Annotated in this window: 15 protein-coding genes; 12 read left to right on the top strand and 3 right to left on the bottom strand. The window is 41.9% G+C overall.

Features of this window, described 5'->3' with window-relative positions; all coding sequences use genetic code 11:
• Window positions 1-68: 68 nt before the first annotated feature.
• The 3 genes from ACDD58_RS06175 to ACDD58_RS06165 all read left to right on the top strand — a co-directional run bounded on the left by ACDD58_RS06175 (window position 69) and on the right by ACDD58_RS06165 (window position 2,804).
• Complete coding sequence (locus ACDD58_RS06175) at window positions 69-1,394, top strand: C40 family peptidase (RefSeq protein WP_117920087.1); 1,326 nt, start codon at window positions 69-71, stop codon at window positions 1,392-1,394.
• A gap of 106 nt (window positions 1,395-1,500) precedes the next feature.
• Window positions 1,501-1,938 carry a GatB/YqeY domain-containing protein gene (locus ACDD58_RS06170; protein ID WP_006856410.1) on the top strand — a complete coding sequence of 146 codons (438 nt, stop codon included), beginning with the start codon at window positions 1,501-1,503 and terminating at the stop codon, window positions 1,936-1,938.
• Window positions 1,929-2,804 carry a methionyl aminopeptidase gene (locus ACDD58_RS06165; protein ID WP_117920089.1) on the top strand — a complete coding sequence of 292 codons (876 nt, stop codon included), beginning with the start codon at window positions 1,929-1,931 and terminating at the stop codon, window positions 2,802-2,804. The genes ACDD58_RS06170 and ACDD58_RS06165 overlap by 10 nt, the downstream gene beginning before the upstream one ends.
• Before the next feature lie 66 nt (window positions 2,805-2,870).
• Here ACDD58_RS06165 and ACDD58_RS06160 read toward each other — a convergent pair whose 3' ends face one another.
• Entirely contained in the window at window positions 2,871-3,491 is a 621-nt protein-coding gene (locus tag ACDD58_RS06160; protein ID WP_370776431.1) for a glycerol-3-phosphate acyltransferase, read from the bottom strand.
• A 6-nt stretch (window positions 3,492-3,497) separates the two neighbouring features.
• The gene (locus tag ACDD58_RS06155; RefSeq protein WP_118210410.1) at window positions 3,498-4,664 is read right to left on the bottom strand and encodes a glycosyltransferase; all 1,167 of its coding nucleotides are present in this window, start codon (window positions 4,662-4,664) and stop codon (window positions 3,498-3,500) included.
• A 113-nt stretch (window positions 4,665-4,777) separates the two neighbouring features.
• On the opposite strand from ACDD58_RS06155, the gene ACDD58_RS06150 reads away from it, so the two are divergent.
• The 8 genes from ACDD58_RS06150 to ACDD58_RS06115 all read left to right on the top strand — a co-directional run bounded on the left by ACDD58_RS06150 (window position 4,778) and on the right by ACDD58_RS06115 (window position 16,111).
• The gene (locus ACDD58_RS06150) at window positions 4,778-5,815 is read left to right on the top strand and encodes a LacI family DNA-binding transcriptional regulator (protein WP_118210409.1); all 1,038 of its coding nucleotides are present in this window, start codon (window positions 4,778-4,780) and stop codon (window positions 5,813-5,815) included.
• A 460-nt stretch (window positions 5,816-6,275) separates the two neighbouring features.
• The gene (locus ACDD58_RS06145) at window positions 6,276-8,228 is read left to right on the top strand and encodes a glycoside hydrolase family 127 protein (RefSeq protein WP_118210408.1); all 1,953 of its coding nucleotides are present in this window, start codon (window positions 6,276-6,278) and stop codon (window positions 8,226-8,228) included.
• Entirely contained in the window at window positions 8,168-9,712 is a 1,545-nt protein-coding gene (locus ACDD58_RS06140; protein ID WP_370776427.1) for an ABC transporter substrate-binding protein, read from the top strand. Before ACDD58_RS06145 ends, ACDD58_RS06140 begins: the two co-directional genes overlap by 61 nt.
• Before the next feature lie 83 nt (window positions 9,713-9,795).
• On the top strand, window positions 9,796-10,689 hold the full coding sequence (locus ACDD58_RS06135; RefSeq protein WP_006856419.1) for a carbohydrate ABC transporter permease: 894 nt from the start codon (window positions 9,796-9,798) through the stop codon (window positions 10,687-10,689).
• A 1-nt stretch (window position 10,690) separates the two neighbouring features.
• Window positions 10,691-11,554: a carbohydrate ABC transporter permease gene (locus ACDD58_RS06130; RefSeq protein WP_195522618.1), complete on the top strand. Its 864-nt coding sequence runs from the start codon at window positions 10,691-10,693 to the stop codon at window positions 11,552-11,554.
• A 27-nt stretch (window positions 11,555-11,581) separates the two neighbouring features.
• Complete coding sequence (locus ACDD58_RS06125) at window positions 11,582-13,096, top strand: alpha-N-arabinofuranosidase (protein ID WP_370776423.1); 1,515 nt, start codon at window positions 11,582-11,584, stop codon at window positions 13,094-13,096.
• Window positions 13,097-13,435: 339 nt separating this feature from the next.
• Window positions 13,436-13,996: a TetR-like C-terminal domain-containing protein gene (locus ACDD58_RS06120; protein WP_118210406.1), complete on the top strand. Its 561-nt coding sequence runs from the start codon at window positions 13,436-13,438 to the stop codon at window positions 13,994-13,996.
• Window positions 13,997-14,128: 132 nt separating this feature from the next.
• Window positions 14,129-16,111: an oleate hydratase gene (locus ACDD58_RS06115; protein ID WP_370776419.1), complete on the top strand. Its 1,983-nt coding sequence runs from the start codon at window positions 14,129-14,131 to the stop codon at window positions 16,109-16,111.
• Window positions 16,112-16,292: 181 nt separating this feature from the next.
• On the opposite strand, the gene ACDD58_RS06110 is transcribed toward ACDD58_RS06115, so the two are convergent.
• Window positions 16,293-16,730 (bottom strand): GNAT family N-acetyltransferase, encoded by a 438-nt coding sequence (locus ACDD58_RS06110; protein ID WP_117920104.1) that lies wholly within the window; start codon window positions 16,728-16,730, stop codon window positions 16,293-16,295.
• 1,315 nt (window positions 16,731-18,045) lie between these two features.
• Here ACDD58_RS06110 and aroE point away from each other — a divergent pair.
• Window positions 18,046-18,915: a shikimate dehydrogenase gene (aroE, locus tag ACDD58_RS06105; RefSeq protein WP_118210525.1), complete on the top strand. Its 870-nt coding sequence runs from the start codon at window positions 18,046-18,048 to the stop codon at window positions 18,913-18,915.
• Window positions 18,916-19,073: the final 158 nt, after the last annotated feature.

Raw genomic sequence — 19,073 nt, 5'->3', positions numbered from 1 at the left:
AAGTACGGTTTCTGCCAGTCGCAGTCTGCCGTGCTTATTTTTGCAGGTAACAGAAGGAGAAATGCTTGATGAAGTGGGAAAAGGCATTAAAATATACAAAAAAAAGAAAAAGAATGATCGCTGTGGTTATGGCAGGTGTGATCGGATTTGCGTGTTTTTACTCTGCAGATGCATCTGTGATCAAAGATGCGCAGAAGAAAAAAAATGAGGCACAGCAGAATTTAGATAACATTAACCAGCAGATTAACAATATACAGAGTGAGCAGAGTAAAGTGAAAAGTCAGATGGCAGCATATGATGAGCAGTTGATGTCACTTCTGACAGATATGGAACTTTTAAAGACAGATATTGACAACAAGGAAGGCGAGATCGATCAGGCAAAGACAGACCTTGCAGCGGCACAGGAAAAGGAACAGAAGCAGTATGCGGATATGAAGCAGAGAATCCAGTACATGTATGAAAATGGTGATGATACATTTTTAGATGCCATTGTGAAGTCAGAAGATATATCGGATCTTTTAAACCGTGTGGAATATGTCTCAGAGGTATACAGCTATGACAGGGAGCTTTTGGTGGCATATCAGGAGACGGTACAGCAGGTGGCAGATTTAGAGTCACAGTTAGAGCAGGAACTGGCAGATATGGAGGAGCTGAAACAAAGTTATGAGCAGCAGGAAGCATCTTTAAATCAGGTGATCAATGAAAAGAAAGCACAGATCGCAGATTTTGATTCACAGCTTTCAAATGCAAAGACTCTGGCGAGTCAGTATGCTTCCACAATCCGTAAACAGAATGAAGTGATCGTACAGGAACAGGCACGTCAGGAAAAAGCCAGAAAAGAAGCAGAAGCAAAGGCAAAGAAAAGCAAAAAGAATAATACATCCCAGACTGCATCTACGGATGGTGGAACATCAACAGACAGTACAGGAGGCAGTACATCCACAACAGATTCAGGAAACAGTTCTTCGGGGAGCAGTTCTGACAGTGGTTCCTCTAACAGCAGTTCAACAGGATTGACGAATAATGCTTTAAATCCGTCCTATTCTACCGGTGTGAGTGGCAGCAGTGTGGTATCTTATGCGACTAATTTTGTGGGAAATCCATATGTGTTTGGTGGAAACAGTCTGACGGATGGAACGGACTGCTCCGGTTTTGTGTCTCTTGTATACAGCCATTTTGGTGTTTCACTTCCAAGAAGTTCCTATGCACTCCAGTCGAGCGGACAGGCAGTCAGCTATGAGAATGCACAGCCGGGGGATATTATCTGTTATCCCGGACATGTGGCAATCTATATGGGTGGCGGCAGGATCGTCCATGCATCGACACCGTCGAGTGGTATCTGTTATGGAAATGCAACCTACCGTACGATCACAACGGTGCGGCGTGTGTTGTAACTTTGATGATAAAAAAGCAGCAATAGATATTGAAAAAAATTATGAATTATATAGAAATTATGCTATAATCAATAAAGATTATTAGAATCAGGAAGGTAGGAGTATTATGCAGTTTGAAACATTACAAAAAGATATGATAGCTGCCATGAAGGCGAGAGATAAAGTACGTAAGGATGCAATTTCCACACTTGTTTCCGCAGCGAAGAAAGCTGCGATCGACGAGGGATGCAGAGATGATATTAAAGAGGAACTGGTAAACAGAGTGATCTTAAAGGAGATGAAATCTGTAAAAGAGCAGATTGACACCTGTCCTGCAAGCAGGGAAGATCTTCTGGCAGAATACCAGACAAGATATGATATTTTTGCAGAATATGCACCACAGATGATGTCAGCAGAAGAGGTAGAGGCATATATTACAGAGAAGTTTGCTGATGTGGCAGCAAGTAAAAATAAAGGACAGATCATGAAAGCTGTTATGCCGGAGTTAAAAGGAAAGGCTGACGGAAGTGTGATCAATCAGGTGGTGCAGAAATTATGTCAGTAAAAATTGGGAGAAATGATCCGTGCTGGTGCGGAAGCGGGAAAAAATACAAAGCATGCCATCAGGCATTTGATGAGCGTATCGCCCTGATCGCTTCACAGGGACATATTGTCCCGACACATGACCTTATTAAGAATGCTGATCAGATCGCAGGAATTAAAGAGAGCTGCAAGATCAATATAGCAGTGCTGGATTATATTGAGAAGCATATCCATGAGGGTATGAATACAGCAGAGATTGACAAGATCGTTTATGATATGACAACAGAAATGGGTGGTATTCCGGCACCGCTTAATTATGAGGGATATCCGTACAGTGTATGTACTTCTGTAAATGATCAGGTATGTCATGGTTTTCCGTCTAAAGATGTGATTTTAAAGTCCGGGGATATCATCAATGTAGATGTATCTACGATTTTAAACGGATATTTTTCGGATTCTTCAAGAATGTTCTGCATCGGGGATGTAAGCCCGGAGAAGAAGCGTCTTGTGGAAGTCACAAAAGAGTGCGTGGAACTTGGATTAAAAGAAGTAAAACCATGGGGATTTTTAGGCGATATGGGGCAGGCTGTGCATGACCATGCATTTGCAAACGGCTATACAGTTGTGCGTGAGATCGGTGGACATGGAGTCGGACTTGAGTTTCATGAAGAACCATGGGTTGGCTACAACACAAAACGTGGACAGGAAATGCTCTTAGTTCCAGGTATGATCTTTACGATCGAACCGATGGTCAATATGGGCAAAGTAGACATCTATGTAGATGATAAGAACGACTGGGAAGTTTATACCGAGGACGGACTTCCGTCTGCACAGTGGGAGATCATGGTACTGGTGACGGAAGACGGTCATGAGGTGCTCTGCTGGTAAAATAATCACAGGATGAGGCTATATGGAAGTTCTGCACACAAAAACTGTGCACAGTCAAAAGTAGGATCAATGTTTCTGAAATAACAGATGTTTTCCGAACAGTAAGATCTGCAGCGGCTCATCGTGGTAGCGGATGATATGACGGTAGATCACGACCGCTGAAATGATAAAACAGCCGAGTCGTATGGAATTTTGAGGTACGATCACAAACACAGTCAGCGTAAACAGTCCGTATGTAATGACGGACCGGAAAGAATGCGGGCGCAGTGTGAGCACCAGTGAAAATAAAATATAATAAAAGATCAGGCTGATGAGAGGATAAATTTCCGGAAACAGTCCGATCATAACTCCGAAAGAGACGGCAATTGCTTTGCCGCCTTTTTCTTTTTGGAAAAAAGGGAAAGCGTGACCGAATACAGGAGCTGCCATGACAAGCGCAAACAGCAGGGAACCGCAGTCTAAGAATTTTCCGGCAAAAAACACCGGAATGGTACCTTTTAAAAGTTCACAGAGCAGGGATAATGTACCTGCGAAAAAACCTGCCTGCATGTAAGCATTTGCGACACCAGGATTGTGATCAGTGGATGTTTTTATAATGTCGGTTTTGAAAAATAATCTGGAAATCCAGTAGGCAAATAATGTACTGCCTAAAACAAATCCCAGAAGGATAAAAATAAAATATGTCATAATAATTTAAAATGCATACATTGTGTGACCAGTAACTATTTTTTCTAATGTTTTTATGATGTGCACGGCAGCGTCCGGTTTCCCATTTTCCATCTGTGCGAAAAGCATTTCTTCCCGCAGGGAAATATTTCCATGCCCATCAGGGGAGCTGGTGAGCAGTCTTTTTCCGAGTGTGATCTGTTTTGCAATATATTTTGAGGAGACGGAAAGATGTCTCTTTACAAAGAAATTGCGGTTTGCGGTCTCACATCCGGGAATCGGTGCTGTATGGACGATCGGAATACGCTTTACTAACGCTTCTGTGGAGGTGAGACCACCCGGTTTGGTAAAGATCACATCACAGGCATCCATATAGTCGGCAACACGGTTGGTGTAGCCAAGAATATGAACACGCGGATGATTCTTAAATTGTTTTTGCAGCACATCATAAATGTGCTTGTTATTGCCACAGATAATGATCATATGCTCGCCGGATCTTAAACGCAGTGAAAGTTCAGCCGCAAAGACAGCGAGTTTCCCGAATCCCATACTGCCACTCATAACAAGGCAGATCGGGACATTTGGTGGCAGATTTAAGGAATTGCGCGCACGGATCTTCGCTAAAATGCGGTCGTCAGAAGGGGAAAATGCGTGACTGACAGGAATACCGTAAGGGTATAGTCTGTCAGCAGGAATCCCACGGTGTACATATTCTGCAACGCAGTCCTCATGGGGCAGAAAATAGGCATCCAGCTCTGTCTCTTCCCAGAATGGAATACAGGTATAATCGGTGCCGATCGCAGCAGCAGGAATTTTTAGCATCCCCTTTTTCTTCATGTACGTCATTGTTTCTGCCGGGTAAAGGTGTGGCGTTACGATGATATCATAATCATGCTGTTTTAAATAGGCGGCAAGTTTTTTTGCCATCAGTGCATTGGTATAGTAGACAGGTGATTTATGTTTGCTACTCGAAATCGCCATGCCGATTTTATAGAGCATACCAAAAGCATGTGGCATATGTTTTACAAGTTCCACGTAGGCACCGCCTACTGCATGTGAAGTTTTTTTGCCGGAGAGCAGAAATATATCCAGCATGTCGGCAGTGTGGCCGCACCGGATGGCAGCTTCCCGGATCGCTTTTCCGGCGGCATTGTGCCCTTCGCCGGTATTACAGGATAAAATTAAGATTCTCATAGATACCAGTGTAGCATAACCGGGGCAAAAATTCGATACCTGATCGAAAGATATTGATTTTTGATTGGAAATATTGTTAAATAAAGGGGATTTGTGGTACGGGAGGTAAGGTTATGGCGACGATCAAAGAAATTGCAAAAGCCTGCGGTGTGTCGGTAGCTACCGTTTCGAATATCCTGAATGAAAAGCCGGGGGCAAGCGAAACGACAAGAAATCTTGTGTTAAAAACTGCAAAAGAAATGGATTATATGCCAAACTATGTGGCAAAAAATTTAAAAGCGCGCAATACCAGAAGCATCGGAGTCATTGCAGAGGATATGACGATCTTTAGCATACCGGACATCATTGACGGTATTACGGAATATTGTGAAAAGGTAAAATATCAGATCCTTCTGACCAATTTAAGATTGTATAAAAAATATAATGATTATTATTATCACAGAACGGATTATTACGGACTGGTGGATGAGGAGATCAAGAAACTGATCGCAACACAGGTGGATGGAATTATCTATGTGACGGCACATGAGCGCATCATGCATTGTATTCCCGACAATTTAAGCATTCCGGCTGTGATGGCATACGGCTATACGGAGAGTAAAAGCATTCCTTCCGTAGTTGTGGATGATGAGCGGGGAGCATATGAGATGATCCGCTATCTGATCACAAAGGGACATAAAAAGATTGGAGTGATAACAGGAAAAACCGACAGTCTCCATGCACAGGCGCGTCTGATCGGGTACCAGAAAGCGTTGCGTGATGCGGGGCTTTTGTACGATCCTGAGCTGATCTATTACGGAGACTGGGGGAGAGAATCCGGACATATTGGTGCAAAGCAGCTTTTTAAGAAACAGGTAACTGCCATATTCTGTATGAATGACCTTATGGCAGGCGGATGCTATGACTGGGCAGATGAATCGGGAATTAAAATACCTCAGGAGATTTCAATCGCAGGGTATGATAACAGAGAACTGTCAAGTTATTATAAACCGCCGCTTTCCACAACCGAACTTCCGCTTCATGATATCGGTTACAGAGCTGCTGAGGTTATGATAGGTCTTGTGGAAAATCAGCCGGGTGAGACAGAAGAACCGCTGGTATATAAAGTCCCATGTAAACAGTTAATCCGTCAGTCGATCAAAACATTATAGAAATAAAATACTTTGTCATCCGTAAATAAGTCCTTTTTGCTGATTATCCGGCAGAAAGGGCTTATTTTATGTAGGTGAAGATATTTGTGAATAAATGTAATGTTTTATAGGAAATATGCACTATTTGTGCAAGTTGCACATGGTTAAACGATTTAAAAAATAAATAAATTGTGCGAAAAAGCAAAAACTTAGAAAAAGTTAGAAAAGAGAAGAAAATATAATAAAAAATAGTAATATATTGATATAAATATAAAATAACAGACTTTAATTATTGCAAACAGTATGTTATATATAAACAAGAACGAAATAGAAATCAATCAAAATAACGAAAAAAAGCAAAAGCACTTCAAAAAACATGCAAAAAGTATGAATGAAGTGTGAATAAACTGAGAACAGACATTTTGACCTGGTTAAACGTTTAATATTACACATGACAGGCGCATGAAGGAGGGAGGAAGTTATGGAGAAGAAAAAACTGACAGATGTGCCGCTGCATCAGATTCAGATCAAAGATGCATTTTGGGATAAATACATCCGATTAGTAAAAGATGTCATACTTCCTTACCAGTGGAACACGTTAAATGACAATGTGAAAGATGCGGCGCCAAGCCACTGTATCAAGAACTTTAAGATTGCTGCAGGTGAGGCAGAGGGAGATTTTGAAGGAGCTGTCTTTCAGGATACCGATGTTGCAAAGTGGTTAGAGGCAGTTGCATTTACCTTAGATTCATCCGGAAGAGATGACAAGTTGGAAAAACTTGCCGATGAGACGATCGACCTGATAGGGAAGGCACAATGTGAAGACGGATATTTAAATACCTACTTCACGATCAAAGAACCTGACAGAAGATGGACGAATCTGAAAGAAGGACATGAGCTTTACACGGCAGGACACATGATCGAAGCAGCGGTTGCATATTACAATGCAACAGGAAAAAGAAAGTTCCTCGACATCGTTTCAAGATTTGCAGATCTGATCTGTGAGACATTTGGACCGGAGAAAGGAAAGTGTCATGGCTATCCGGGGCATCCGGAAGTAGAACTTGCTTTAGTAAAATTGTACCGGGCAACCGGACAGAAAAGATATCTTGATCTTGCAAAGTTTTTTATTGATGCAAGAGGTGTGGGAGAAAATTATTTCTTTCAGGAAGAGAAGAAAGAAAAATATCAGCAGATATTTCCTGAATTTGCCGGATATGTACCGGAATATTCCCAGTCGCATCTGCCGGTAAGGGAGCAGAAAACGGCAGAGGGGCATGCAGTAAGAGCTGTTTATCTCTACAGTGCGATGGCAGATCTGGCATATGAATATCAGGATGAGACATTATTAGATGCCTGTAAAACACTCTGGAATAACATGACAGAGAAAAGAATGTACATCACAGGCGGTATCGGTTCATCAGGATTGTTAGAGCGGTTTACAACCGACTATGACCTTCCGAATGACAGAAATTATTCCGAATCCTGTGCATCCATCGGACTGGCGATGTTTGCAAAGCGGATGGAACAGATCACAAAGGATGCTAAATATGCGGACATTGTGGAAAAAGCACTGTATAATACGGTACTTGCCGGAATTGCGATGGATGGAAAGAGTTTCTTCTATGTAAATCCATTGGAAGTATGGCCGGATAACTGTATTGAACGGACATCCATGGAACATGTAAAACCGGTCAGACAGAAATGGTTTGGCGTGGCGTGCTGTCCACCGAATATAGCAAGAACACTTGCCTCCTTAGGACAGTACATCTACGGGGCAGATGAAAACAGTTTATACATCAATTTATATATATCGAATCAGACAAAACTTCTGATCGGAGAAACAGAGACAGAAGTGGATGTGGAAAGTAATTTCTTAAAGGATGGAACGGTAACGATCCGTCTGGATTCAAAGGAAGCGTCCAAAGGAACACTGGCACTCAGGATTCCTGGTTACACGAAAGAATTTAACGTGTGGCGCGGAAAACAGAAAATTGAAACACCGCTCATTAAAAACGGCTATCTTATGATAACAGATCTTATGGCATCTGAGGAGATCAGGATATCCTGTGATATGAAAGCAAGATTTGTATATGCAAATCCAAAAGTCAGAGCGGATGAAGGAAAAGTATGTATCATGCGTGGACCGCTGGTATATTGCATTGAGGAAACAGATAATGGAGCAAATTTAAGTTCCCTATATGTAGATACAAAAGAGCCGCTGACCGAAAAGTGGGAAGAACAGCTTTTAGGCGGTGTGATGACAGTAGAGGCAAAGGGAAAACGTATCTTAGAAGATAACTGGACGGCAGAAGAGTTATACAAAGAACAGCCGCCGGAGTTAAAGGATGTAACATTGAAAGCAGTCCCATATTGTTACTGGGGAAACCGGAAAACCGGGGAGATGGCAGTCTGGATCAGGAATCTGATCTGACAGAAAAATATGTATCACACGGAAGATCATCTGAAAAAGGAGATACTTCCGATCTGATAAAGAAAAACCATTTGGGAGGTAAAAGTATGAAGAAAAAGGTTTTAGCAGCATTAATGTGTGCAGCAATGACAGTTGGAATGCTCGCTGGATGTGGCGGTAATTCCACAGCAGGAAACACCAGCGCCGATGCGGGGGAAGCAGCATCCGGTACTGAGAGCGCAGACAGCGGCGCAGGAAGAAGAGAGATGGATGTAGAAGGTGATGATGTCACAACACTTGAGGTCTGGACATTCATCGAGAACCATCAGGATTTCTACACCAGCATGGCTGAGAAGTGGAACGAAGAAAACCCGGATAAGAAAGTTAAACTTGTTTTATCCAACATGGCATATGATGATATGCATAACAAATTATCATTAGCATTGGAGTCAGGAGAAGGTGCTCCGGATGTCGTTGATATCGAGCTTGGTAAATTCCCTGCATTCATGACAGGTGATATTGGATTAAAACCATTGAACGATGCAGTAGAACCGTATCTTGACAATGTAGTAGAGTCCAGATTACAGCTTTACTCCAAAGATGGCAACTATTATGGATTCCCTACACACGTTGGTACGACCGTTGCTTTCTACAACACAGAAGCATTAGAGGCAGCAGGTATTGATTATACAACCATTAAGACCTGGGATGACTTCAAAGAAGCCGGTGCAAAATATAAAGAAGCAACCGGAAAAACATTTGCAGCATGTGAGACAACTGCTCAGTGGACATTAAACTTAATGCTCGCTCAGAAAGGCGGAGATTACTTAAATGATGATGGAAGCCTTGCAGTAAACAATGACAAGATGGTTGAAGTATTACAGACCATGAAAGATATGCAGGATGCAGGTGCTATGGACGTAATTGCCGGTGGACAGCCTGACAACGAGGAAGCATATCCGTTATACAACAGCGGTGATGTTGCAGCAGCAATCATGCCATTCTGGCAGACCAGCCGTTACTTAAGCTACATGACAGACCTTTCTGGAAAAGTTGCAATCGCAGCACCTCCTGTATTTGGTGACAACGATGCAGTAAAGACAATCGGTGGTGGTGGTACCGGTACAGCAGTTGTAGCTTCCAGCCCGAATGCTGATCTTGCAGCAGAAGTATTTGCTTACATCAAACTTTCTGACACAGCAAACGTAGAGGTTTGGAATGTATTAGGATTTGACCCGGTTAACACAGCAGTATGGACAGACAAATCCGTAACAGAGAACCCGGATAACAAGTATGTACAGTACTTCAATACAAAGCCATTTGATGCATTATTAGATGTTCAGGACGGCATCGGATTACTGACCTGCTATACAGATGAGAAGATGCCATCAATCAACAACATCTTCTGTACAGAGACTTTGAATAATATCTTCGAGTCCGGTATGGATGTGAAAGAAGCGTTAGACGAGGCACAGTCTGCACTTCAGAATGAATTTGGAGAATAAGAGACAGGTTTAAACAGGCAGGGATGTGGGGCAGATGTCCTGCATCCCGTTTCCTGTTATGAGGGAAAAGGGGGCATTACAGTATGAATAAAGTGAAGAAGTTTTTGTATTCGCAAAAAGCAGCACCTTATGTGTTTATTCTTCCATTTGTTCTGACAGTCATTTTGTTTTGGGTATTCCCGATCGCAAATGGTGTACTGTTAAGTTTTCAGGACGTTCTGAAAGATAAATGGGTTGGAATGAACAACTATAAGAGATTACTCTCTGATACATATTTCAGAAAAGCAGTCTGGAACAGCTTTAAATACATGGTGGGAACACTGGTACTTTTAATTCCGTTCCCGATGTTATTTGCAAGCATGTTAAACAGTAAGCTGATGAAGGCGAAGGGATTTTTCAAATCTGTTTATTTTATCCCGGCACTGACATCTGTTGTCGTTGTAGGTACAATCTTCCGTCTGATGTTTGGTGAGATGGATACGGCACTTGCAAACCAGATTTTAAATTTCTTTGGACATTCTTCCATCAAATGGCTGAAAGGTGAATGGACCGGATACTTTGCACTTCTCCTGGTAGCGTGCTGGCGCTGGACCGGTGTCAATATCCTCTATTTCCTTGCAGGGTTACAGAATATCTCCACGGATCTCTACGAGGCGGCTTCCATCGACGGAGCGACAAAGTGGCAGCAGTTTAAGAGCATTTCAGTACCGCTTGTAAAACCGACCACGATCTATGTATTAACGATCAGTATTTATGCAGGACTTTCCATGTTCCTTGAGTCTTATATGTTATGGAAAGGTAATAACTCCCCACAGAATATCGGACTTACGATCGTTGGCTATCTGTATCGTCAGGGTATTGAAAAACGTGCAATGGGATATGCATGTGCAGTTGGTTTAGTACTTCTTATCATTGTTATGATCATTAATATCATCCAGCTTGCATTGACCGGAACATTTAAGAAGGAGGAGAGATAATATGGCAGCAGAATCTGTTGGAATGAGCCAGAAAAAGAAAGACAGGGCAGCAACCATCGGTATGATCATATTTTTTTCCATCCTTGCGATCCTTACCGTTCTGCCGATCTATCTGTTGGTATTAGCCAGTTTTAAACCGGGAAACTTCCTGCTTCAGTATGGATTAAATCTGAATCTGGATATCCCGCATCTGACACTGGACAATTACAAATTACTTTTTACAGGCAAACATGATTACTGGACATGGTTTGGCAACAGCCTTATCCTAACCGTGATCACTGTAATCCTGACATTGGCGATCAGTGCATTTGTTGCATATGGATTTGCAGCATATGATTTTAAGGGAAAGAACTTCTTGTTTATTATAGTTCTTCTGATCCTCTCTGTACCGTTTGAGGTTATTATGCTCCCTCTTTACAAACAGATTTCAAGCTGGGGCATGATGGACAGTTATGTATCGGTTGTGCTTCCGTTTTTGGCACATGCATCTACGATCTTTTTCTTCCGGCAGTATCTTTTAGGACTGCCCAAATCGTTGATCGAAGCAGGACGTATCGATGGTGCGACAGAGTACGGTATTTTCTTTAAGCTGATCGTACCGATCATGAAACCGGCATTTTCCGCAATGGCGATCTTAAATGGTATGAATGCATGGAACAACTATTTGTGGCCGTTGCTGGTTATTCGTTCTGCCGACAAGTACACACTGACCATTGGTCTTAACACACTTATCAACCCGTATGGTGATAACTACAGTCTGTTAGTTGTTGGCTCTGTATTTTCCATCATACCGATATTTATCTTATTTATCTGCTTCCAGAAATACTTTATCGAAGGTATGACAGCAGGTGCGGTAAAAGAGTAAGATTTTAAGTGACAGGAGGAAATATGTATGAGTAGAAAAGCGAAAATGGTACTGGATAAAGAATTTCAGATCGCTCCGATCGATAAAAGAATTTACGGTTCTTTTATCGAACACCTTGGAAGAGCGGTTTATGAGGGAATCTATCAGCCGGGACATCCGTCTGCAGACGAGGATGGATTCCGCAAAGATGTGATGGAGCTGGTAAAGGAGCTGGACGTTCCGATCATCCGCTATCCGGGCGGCAACTTTGTGTCAAACTTTTTCTGGGAGGATTCTGTGGGGCCGGTTGAGGAGCGCCCGCACCGTCTGGAACTTGCATGGAGAAGTTTAGAGAAAAATGAAATCGGTTTAAACGAATTTTCCAAATGGGCAAAGAAAGTCAATTCTGATGTCATGATGGCAGTGAACCTTGGAACCCGCGGCATTGCAGATGCCTGCAATCTTTTAGAGTACTGCAATCATCCTTCGGGAACGAAATACAGTGACCTGCGTATCAAACATGGTGTGAAAGATCCGCATAAGATCAAAGTCTGGTGCCTTGGAAATGAGATGGACGGACCATGGCAGATCGGACACAAGACAATGGAAGAGTACGGAAGACTGGCAGAGGAGACAGCAAAAGCAATGCGTCTGATCGATCCGGATATCGAACTGGTATCCTGCGGAAGTTCAAATCTGGATATGCCAACCTTCCCGGACTGGGAGGCTGTTACACTCAGTCATACTTATGATTATGTGGACTATATTTCCATGCATCAGTATTATGGCAACCGTGACAATGACAGCAATGATTTTCTTGCGCAGTCCGATGATATGGATACATTTATCCGTACAGTCATTGCAACCTGTGATTATGTTAAAGCGAAAAAACGCAGCAAAAAAGTTATGAATTTAAGTTTTGATGAATGGAATGTATGGTTCCACTCGAATGCCGCAGATGATGATATTACAGAAAATCATCCATGGCAGGTAGCACCTCCGATGTTAGAGGATATTTACAACTTCGAGGATGCATTGTTAGTCGGACTGATGCTGATCACGCTGATGAAACATGCAGACCGTGTCAAGATGGCATGCCTGGCACAGTTAGTCAATGTTATCGCACCGATTATGACCGATGCGGCAGGCGGAGCATGGAAACAGACGATTTTCTATCCTTTCATGCATGCATCTAAATATGGCAGAGGCATTGCATTGCAGCCGGTGATCGCAAGTTCAAAACATGCAACTGCAAAGCATGACGAGATCACGGATGTGGAATCTGTAGCTGTCTATAATGAAGAAAAGGATGAGGTTACGATCTTTGCAGTAAATCGTAACTTAGAAGAGGATGTTGAACTTACCACAGATGTGCGCAGCTTTGCGGGATACCAGATCAAAGAACATATCGTGATGGAAAATGATGACCTGAAAGCAGTAAATACACTGAACGAGCAGAATGTATATCCGGTTGCTGCAAATGACAGAAGTAAACTGGATGATGGTGTTGTTACAAGCGTATTGAAAAAAGCATCATGGAATGTGATCCGTCTTGGCAGATAAAACATGAAAGCCGTTGTGTGAACGAATTGTTACAGATTCTTCAAAGAGTATTCAAAAAATGTACAACGGGATTTCACAAATTGCGGATATATTATTAGTATCACGAAAGAGTGATAAAACTTTTTTTCATAAATTCTCCCCCTTTTTAAATCCACCATTTCCCCAAATGGTGGATTTTTTGTGCAATAATTAAAAATATTATTAAAATAGACGCTTTTTGATGACAGAATAGCAGCGGTATGCTAAAATTCAGACAAGTATTTTCAGATGTATGAAACGAGGGAAAATAGTTAAACAACTTGTGATTTATTATAAATACGAAGGAAAAGGAGTGTCCGTATGAGTAATACAACCAAAAGGGCATTAGAAGCATCCTTAAAAAAATTACTTTTACAGAAACCACTTGATAAAATTACGATTCAGGATCTGACCACGGACTGTGGAATCAGCCGTATGGCATTTTATTACCATTTTAAAGATATCTATGATCTGGTTGAATGGGCATGCGTGGAGGACGGAAAGAGAGCTCTGCAGGGCAAGCGTACCTATGATTCCTGGCAGGAGGGACTGGAACAGATTTTTGAGGCAGTATTGGAAAATAAACCGTTTATTATGAATGTATACCGTTCTGTCAGCAAGGATCAGATCGAAAGTTACCTTTATAAGCTGACATACGATCTGATCGAGGGTGTGGTGGAGGAACAGGCACAGGCAAGCAGCATTTCTAAGGAGGATAAACGTTTTATCGCAGATTTTTACAAGTATGGTTTTGTTGGTATAATGTTAGACTGGATCAAAGATGGCATGCAGGAAGATTACAGTAAAATTGTAAATAAAATGAGCCTGACATTACATGGCAGTATAGGCAATTCAATCCAGAATTTTTTAGAGAAAGAGTAATTTTATCAAAACAGGTGAAGTGATAAAAATATTATCATTTCGCCTGTTTTGTATATTGGATTTTTATTTGGAAAGTAATAAGATGACCACAGAACGAAGATAATAAAAGCAGTTAGAAAGGAGATTCTTATTATGTCAAATAAAAATAAAACGATCGCGTTAGCATCTTTGATTGCAGCAGGAGCCGGCGTGGCAGCAGTTGCGGCAAACAACAGCCATAAACAGGCAAAAGCAAAGAAAATTGCCGAAAAACAGCAGAGTGAAAACAGTACGCCATACCGTAATACAGAGCGTGGAAAATACCAGAAAAACAGTAAAGGCATTTACTATACCAATGGTAACTACGAGGCATTTGCACATCCGAAAAAACCGGAAGGTGTCGATGAGAAAAACGCTTACATCGTAGGAAGCGGTCTTGCATCTTTAGCAGCAGCATGTTTTCTGGTCCGTGACGGACAGATGCCGGGCGATCATATCCATATTTTAGAGGCAATGGATATTGCCGGCGGTGCATGTGATGGTATTTTTGATCCGTCCAGAGGATATGTAATGCGCGGCGGTCGTGAGATGGAGAACCATTTTGAGTGTCTGTGGGATCTCTTCCGCAGTATTCCTTCGATTGAGACGCCTGGTGTATCGGTCCTGGATGAATATTACTGGCTGAACAAAGAAGATCCGAACTATTCTCTGTGCCGTGCAACTGAAAACCGTGGCGAGGATGCACATACCGATGGAAGATTCAATTTAAGCCAGAAAGGCTGTATGGAGATCATGAAACTTTTCATGACCAAAGACGAGGATCTCTACGACAAGACGATCGAGGATGTCTTTGATGATGAAGTGTTTGATTCTACTTTCTGGCTGTACTGGAGAACCATGTTTGCATTTGAAAACTGGCACAGCGCATTGGAGATGAAACTTTATTTCCAGAGATTCATCCATCATATCGCAGGTCTCCCAGATTTCAGTGCATTGAAATTTACCAAATACAATCAGTATGAATCATTGATCCTGCCAATGCAGAAATATCTGGAAGCAGCAGGGGTTGATTTCCAGTTTAATACGGAAGTGACCAACGTGATCTTTGATATCAAAGGTGACAAAAAAGTAGCTACAGCGATCGAGTGTAAGGTAAAAGGTGTTGAGAGCGGTATTGTCCTGACAGAAAATGATCTTGTATTTGTGACAAACGGAAGCTGCACCGAAGGCACGATTTATGGTGATCAGAACCATGCGCCGAACGGAGATGCAGAAGTCCGCAACAGTGGCTGCTGGAATTTATGGAAAAACATTGCAAAACAGGATCCGTCGTTTGGACGCCCGGAGAAATTCTGCTCCGATGTTGCCAAGACAAACTGGGAGTCTGCAACGGTAACTACGCTGGATGATAAGATCCTGCCATATATTACGAATATCTGTAAGAGAGATCCAAAGAGTGGCAAAGTTGTAACCGGTGGTATCGTAAGCTGCAAGGATTCGAGCTGGCTGTTAAGCTGGACGATCAACAGACAGGGACAGTTCAAGGATCAGGATAAAGATAAAGTCTGCGTATGGGTATACGGATTGTTTACCGATGTACCGGGTGATTATGTAAAGAAACCTATGAAAGAGTGTACCGGTAAAGAGATCACGGAAGAGTGGCTGTATCATATGGGTGTACCTACGGATCAGATCGAAGAACTTGCAGAGCACAGCGCTGTCTGCGTACCGACTATGATGCCATACATCACAGCATTCTTTATGCCAAGAACCAAAGGTGACCGCCCGGATGTTATCCCGGATGGATGTGTAAATTTTGCATTCTTAGGACAGTTTGCAGAGACACCGAGAGATACTGTATTTACCACAGAGTACTCTGTCAGAACTGCAATGGAGGCTGTATACGGACTGCTTGGCGTAGATCGTGGTGTACCTGAGGTATGGGGAAGCGTATATGATATCCGTGAACTCTTAGACAGCAGTGTCAAACTCATGGATGGCAAATCCCCATTAGAGATCCAGCTTCCTGGACCGCTTAATGCATTAAAGAAACCGCTGATCCGTCTTGTAAAGGGAACTGTGGTTGAGAAAGTGCTGCGGGATCATAATGTGTTAAAAGATGAAATGTTAGCATAAAATATTGCAGAGAGCGCTAATTTCAGGTAAATGTTTAGTCTAAATGAATATTTGTTTTAGATGAATTTTTAGTTCAGATGAATGGAATGGACATATGAAAAAGACAGGATTATGGGTTAGCCCGTGATCCTGTCTTTTTCTCAAAGTTTCGTGTTTTTCATGATTGGTCTGTCAGAAACGATTATTTTTTCATTTCCATATAAGGTAAAAAGGAAAAGCCATTTTTTTCATAGACTTTGATAGCTCTGTTATTTTCTTCCTCTACTTCCAGTCTGAGGATGGCATCCGGGTATTTTTTCCCGATATAATCAATAAATTTGCTTCCGATACCGGTTCCACGGCAGGATTCTTTGATATAAATATCCTCAATCCACATACATGGTCTGCCAAATTCTGTGGAAAAACTTTTGGCGATCATGCCATATCCCTGGATTTCGCCGGATACTTCAAAAATATATCCTTCCAGGTAAGGACAGTCATTGATGCAGTTTTCGATATCATTCCGGAAAATGTCGTCGGAACCGTTTGTAAAAACTGCCGGTGATGTGTAAAATACACGCATCATTTCAAGAACACTGTTTTTGTCTTTAGGTGTCATAGGTCTTATGATACTGTTCATTTTTATCCTCCATTTAAGAAAAATTGATGTGTTTTTTGACAAGTATATATGAATGAGCTGCCCGGCAAATATTGGTTTGTGGGTGACATGAGTTTCCTTGTGTAGGGTGGTTCTGGGGGGGTACGATTGGCAAATTGCATCAAGCCGGGACTGTTTTGTTCCGTTGTACGAAAATAAGGCAAGTCTAAGTCAGCCTGATTTAATGTTTCTCGGAGTGACGTGTGCGTCTTAAACGCCCCGTCCGGGGGCATTAAGACTTGTGCTACCGTCCGTGGCAGCACAACACTGTGTTACGAACAGGCAGACTAAGATTGCCTAATTTTCTCCCAAAGTCACAAAACGAATCCCGGCTTGATGCGATTTGCCAGCCGCAAGGTTGTGAACCACCCTTCGCCGGGAAACTCATTTTACAACCTTGAGGGACGTAAATTTTTAGTGTTTTGTGTCTGAATCTGATTAAAAAAATATTTCCAAATAACTATATTCAATAGTTTATTATTTGTTTGATAACGTTGGAAAAAATTTCAATGTATTCCACTATGCCCATGTTTATTGCCATACAAATTTGAAAAAATATTCTGTGTTATTTGGTCTGGCAATTTGCCAAGTAATCCGTATTATGCAATGCAGCAGATAAAAATTCTAGCAATTCCTTAGGATGAATATTAATGATACAGCACATTAGCATTTTAAGCATATTTTCATTCAAGCGAATATCAAAAATTCGCACCTACGCCCCCAGTTTCGAGATGAACCGCCCACCCAAATGGTGTTCATAACCTGACGGCTGGCATCTTGCGCAAAGTCGAAGCTAATTTTGTGACTTTGGGAGAAAATTAGAAAAACTTGGTCTGCCTGTAGTTACACAGTGATGTTCTGCCACGGATGGCAGAACAAGGCTTCACGAGCCAAGGATGGCTCGTTGAACGCCGGTCACGTCACTCCGCCATAACCTAAATCAGGCAGACCTAGCTTTTCTTATTTTCGGACAACGGAACCAAAATTAATTCGGCTTTGCGCAAGATGCCGCTCACAGACCTGCGACACACCATTTGGACGGGCGACGCATATCACCCACAAACCATCATTTGTTGGGAAAAAGGTACACAAATTATTTTAAGAAATACATCCGGTTCTGTCAAATTGCATTTTATTCAGTGCTTTAATGCTTTAAATAAAAAAAGCACTTGATATTATCAGAAAAAGAGGATATCATGTTACTAAAATAATTTTGCGTAAGAAAACAAGGAGGAAAATCCTCTGCTCCTGTAAAGACAGTCACATTTTCCTTCGGAAAACAAGGAGGATTTTAAACATGGAAAAGCGTATTTCAGGCCACACAGGTCTTTTAGCATTGATCGGTTCACCGGTTGGTCATTCAGGATCACCGGCGATGTACAATTACAGCTTTGAGAAGCTGGGATTAGATTATGCTTATGTGGCTTTTGATATAAAGGAAGATAAAGTAAAGGATGCAATCGCTGCAATGAAGACTTTCAATATGCGTGGCTGCAATGTTACCATGCCGGATAAGGTTGAGGCTGCAAAATACATGGATGAATTGTCACCGGCAGCACAGATCATTGGTGCGGTCAATACGATCGTCAATGATAACGGAAAACTGACCGGTCATATCACAGACGGCGAAGGTTTTGTACATAATTTAAGAGATCACGGTATCGAGATCAAAGGCAAAAAGATCACGGTAGCCGGAGGTGGTGGTGCCGCAACAGCGATTCAGGTACAGTGTGCCTTAGATGGTGCGAGAGAAATCTCTATTTTCAATATCAAGGATGCATTTTTTGAGAGAACACTGCAGACTGCAGAGAAGATCAAAAAAGCAGTGCCGGAGTGTGTGGTAAATGTATATGATATTGCAGATACCGCAAAAATGACAGAGGAGATCCAGTCAAGTGATATTTTTGCAAATGCCACGATCGTTGGAATGAAACCGATGGATGACCAGAGTGTTGTAAAAGATCTGTCTGCATTCCGTCCGGGACTTGTTGTTGCAGATGCTGTATATAATCCGGAAGAGACAAAGCTCCTTCGGGAAGCAAAAGAAGCAGGATGCACCTGTGTTGGTGGAAAAGGAATGTTATTGTGGCAGGGGGTTGCTGCATTCAAACTTTACACCGGACAGGATATGCCGGTCGATGATGTGAAGAAGTTATTCTTCAGCTAAAATCTGAAGAATATTGGATGGAAAGAAGAAAGCATATATAAAATTGTGATGTATTCAGAGTAAAACTGGATATTGGATGAAAGAATATATAAAAAACAGTCTGGGATTTTTGAAATTCCAGGCTGTTTTTATGAGGAGCGGTATTTTGCCTACGATTA

Source organism: Roseburia sp. (assembly GCF_041325975.1).
In the GTDB taxonomy this organism is placed as follows: Bacteria; Bacillota; Clostridia; order Lachnospirales; family Lachnospiraceae; genus Roseburia; species Roseburia rectibacter.
Note: the sequence above shows the minus strand (reverse complement) of the source record. Positions and strands in the feature narration are given on the sequence as shown.

Excerpts from the sequence above, each read along its gene's own strand:
- ACDD58_RS06160 (WP_370776431.1), bottom strand. The coding sequence starts at position 3,491 with ATGACATATTTTATTTTTATCCTTCTGGGATTTGTTTTAGGCAGTACA.
- ACDD58_RS06135 (WP_006856419.1), top strand. The coding sequence starts at position 9,796 with ATGAATAAAGTGAAGAAGTTTTTGTATTCGCAAAAAGCAGCACCTTAT.
- ACDD58_RS06165 (WP_117920089.1), top strand. The coding sequence starts at position 1,929 with ATGTCAGTAAAAATTGGGAGAAATGATCCGTGCTGGTGCGGAAGCGGG.
- aroE (WP_118210525.1), top strand. The coding sequence starts at position 18,046 with ATGGAAAAGCGTATTTCAGGCCACACAGGTCTTTTAGCATTGATCGGT.
- ACDD58_RS06175 (WP_117920087.1), top strand. The coding sequence starts at position 69 with ATGAAGTGGGAAAAGGCATTAAAATATACAAAAAAAAGAAAAAGAATG.
- ACDD58_RS06155 (WP_118210410.1), bottom strand. The coding sequence starts at position 4,664 with ATGAGAATCTTAATTTTATCCTGTAATACCGGCGAAGGGCACAATGCC.
- ACDD58_RS06110 (WP_117920104.1), bottom strand. The coding sequence starts at position 16,730 with ATGAACAGTATCATAAGACCTATGACACCTAAAGACAAAAACAGTGTT.
- ACDD58_RS06170 (WP_006856410.1), top strand. The coding sequence starts at position 1,501 with ATGCAGTTTGAAACATTACAAAAAGATATGATAGCTGCCATGAAGGCG.
- ACDD58_RS06150 (WP_118210409.1), top strand. The coding sequence starts at position 4,778 with ATGGCGACGATCAAAGAAATTGCAAAAGCCTGCGGTGTGTCGGTAGCT.
- ACDD58_RS06125 (WP_370776423.1), top strand. The coding sequence starts at position 11,582 with ATGAGTAGAAAAGCGAAAATGGTACTGGATAAAGAATTTCAGATCGCT.
- ACDD58_RS06145 (WP_118210408.1), top strand. The coding sequence starts at position 6,276 with ATGGAGAAGAAAAAACTGACAGATGTGCCGCTGCATCAGATTCAGATC.
- ACDD58_RS06120 (WP_118210406.1), top strand. The coding sequence starts at position 13,436 with ATGAGTAATACAACCAAAAGGGCATTAGAAGCATCCTTAAAAAAATTA.
- ACDD58_RS06130 (WP_195522618.1), top strand. The coding sequence starts at position 10,691 with ATGGCAGCAGAATCTGTTGGAATGAGCCAGAAAAAGAAAGACAGGGCA.
- ACDD58_RS06115 (WP_370776419.1), top strand. The coding sequence starts at position 14,129 with ATGTCAAATAAAAATAAAACGATCGCGTTAGCATCTTTGATTGCAGCA.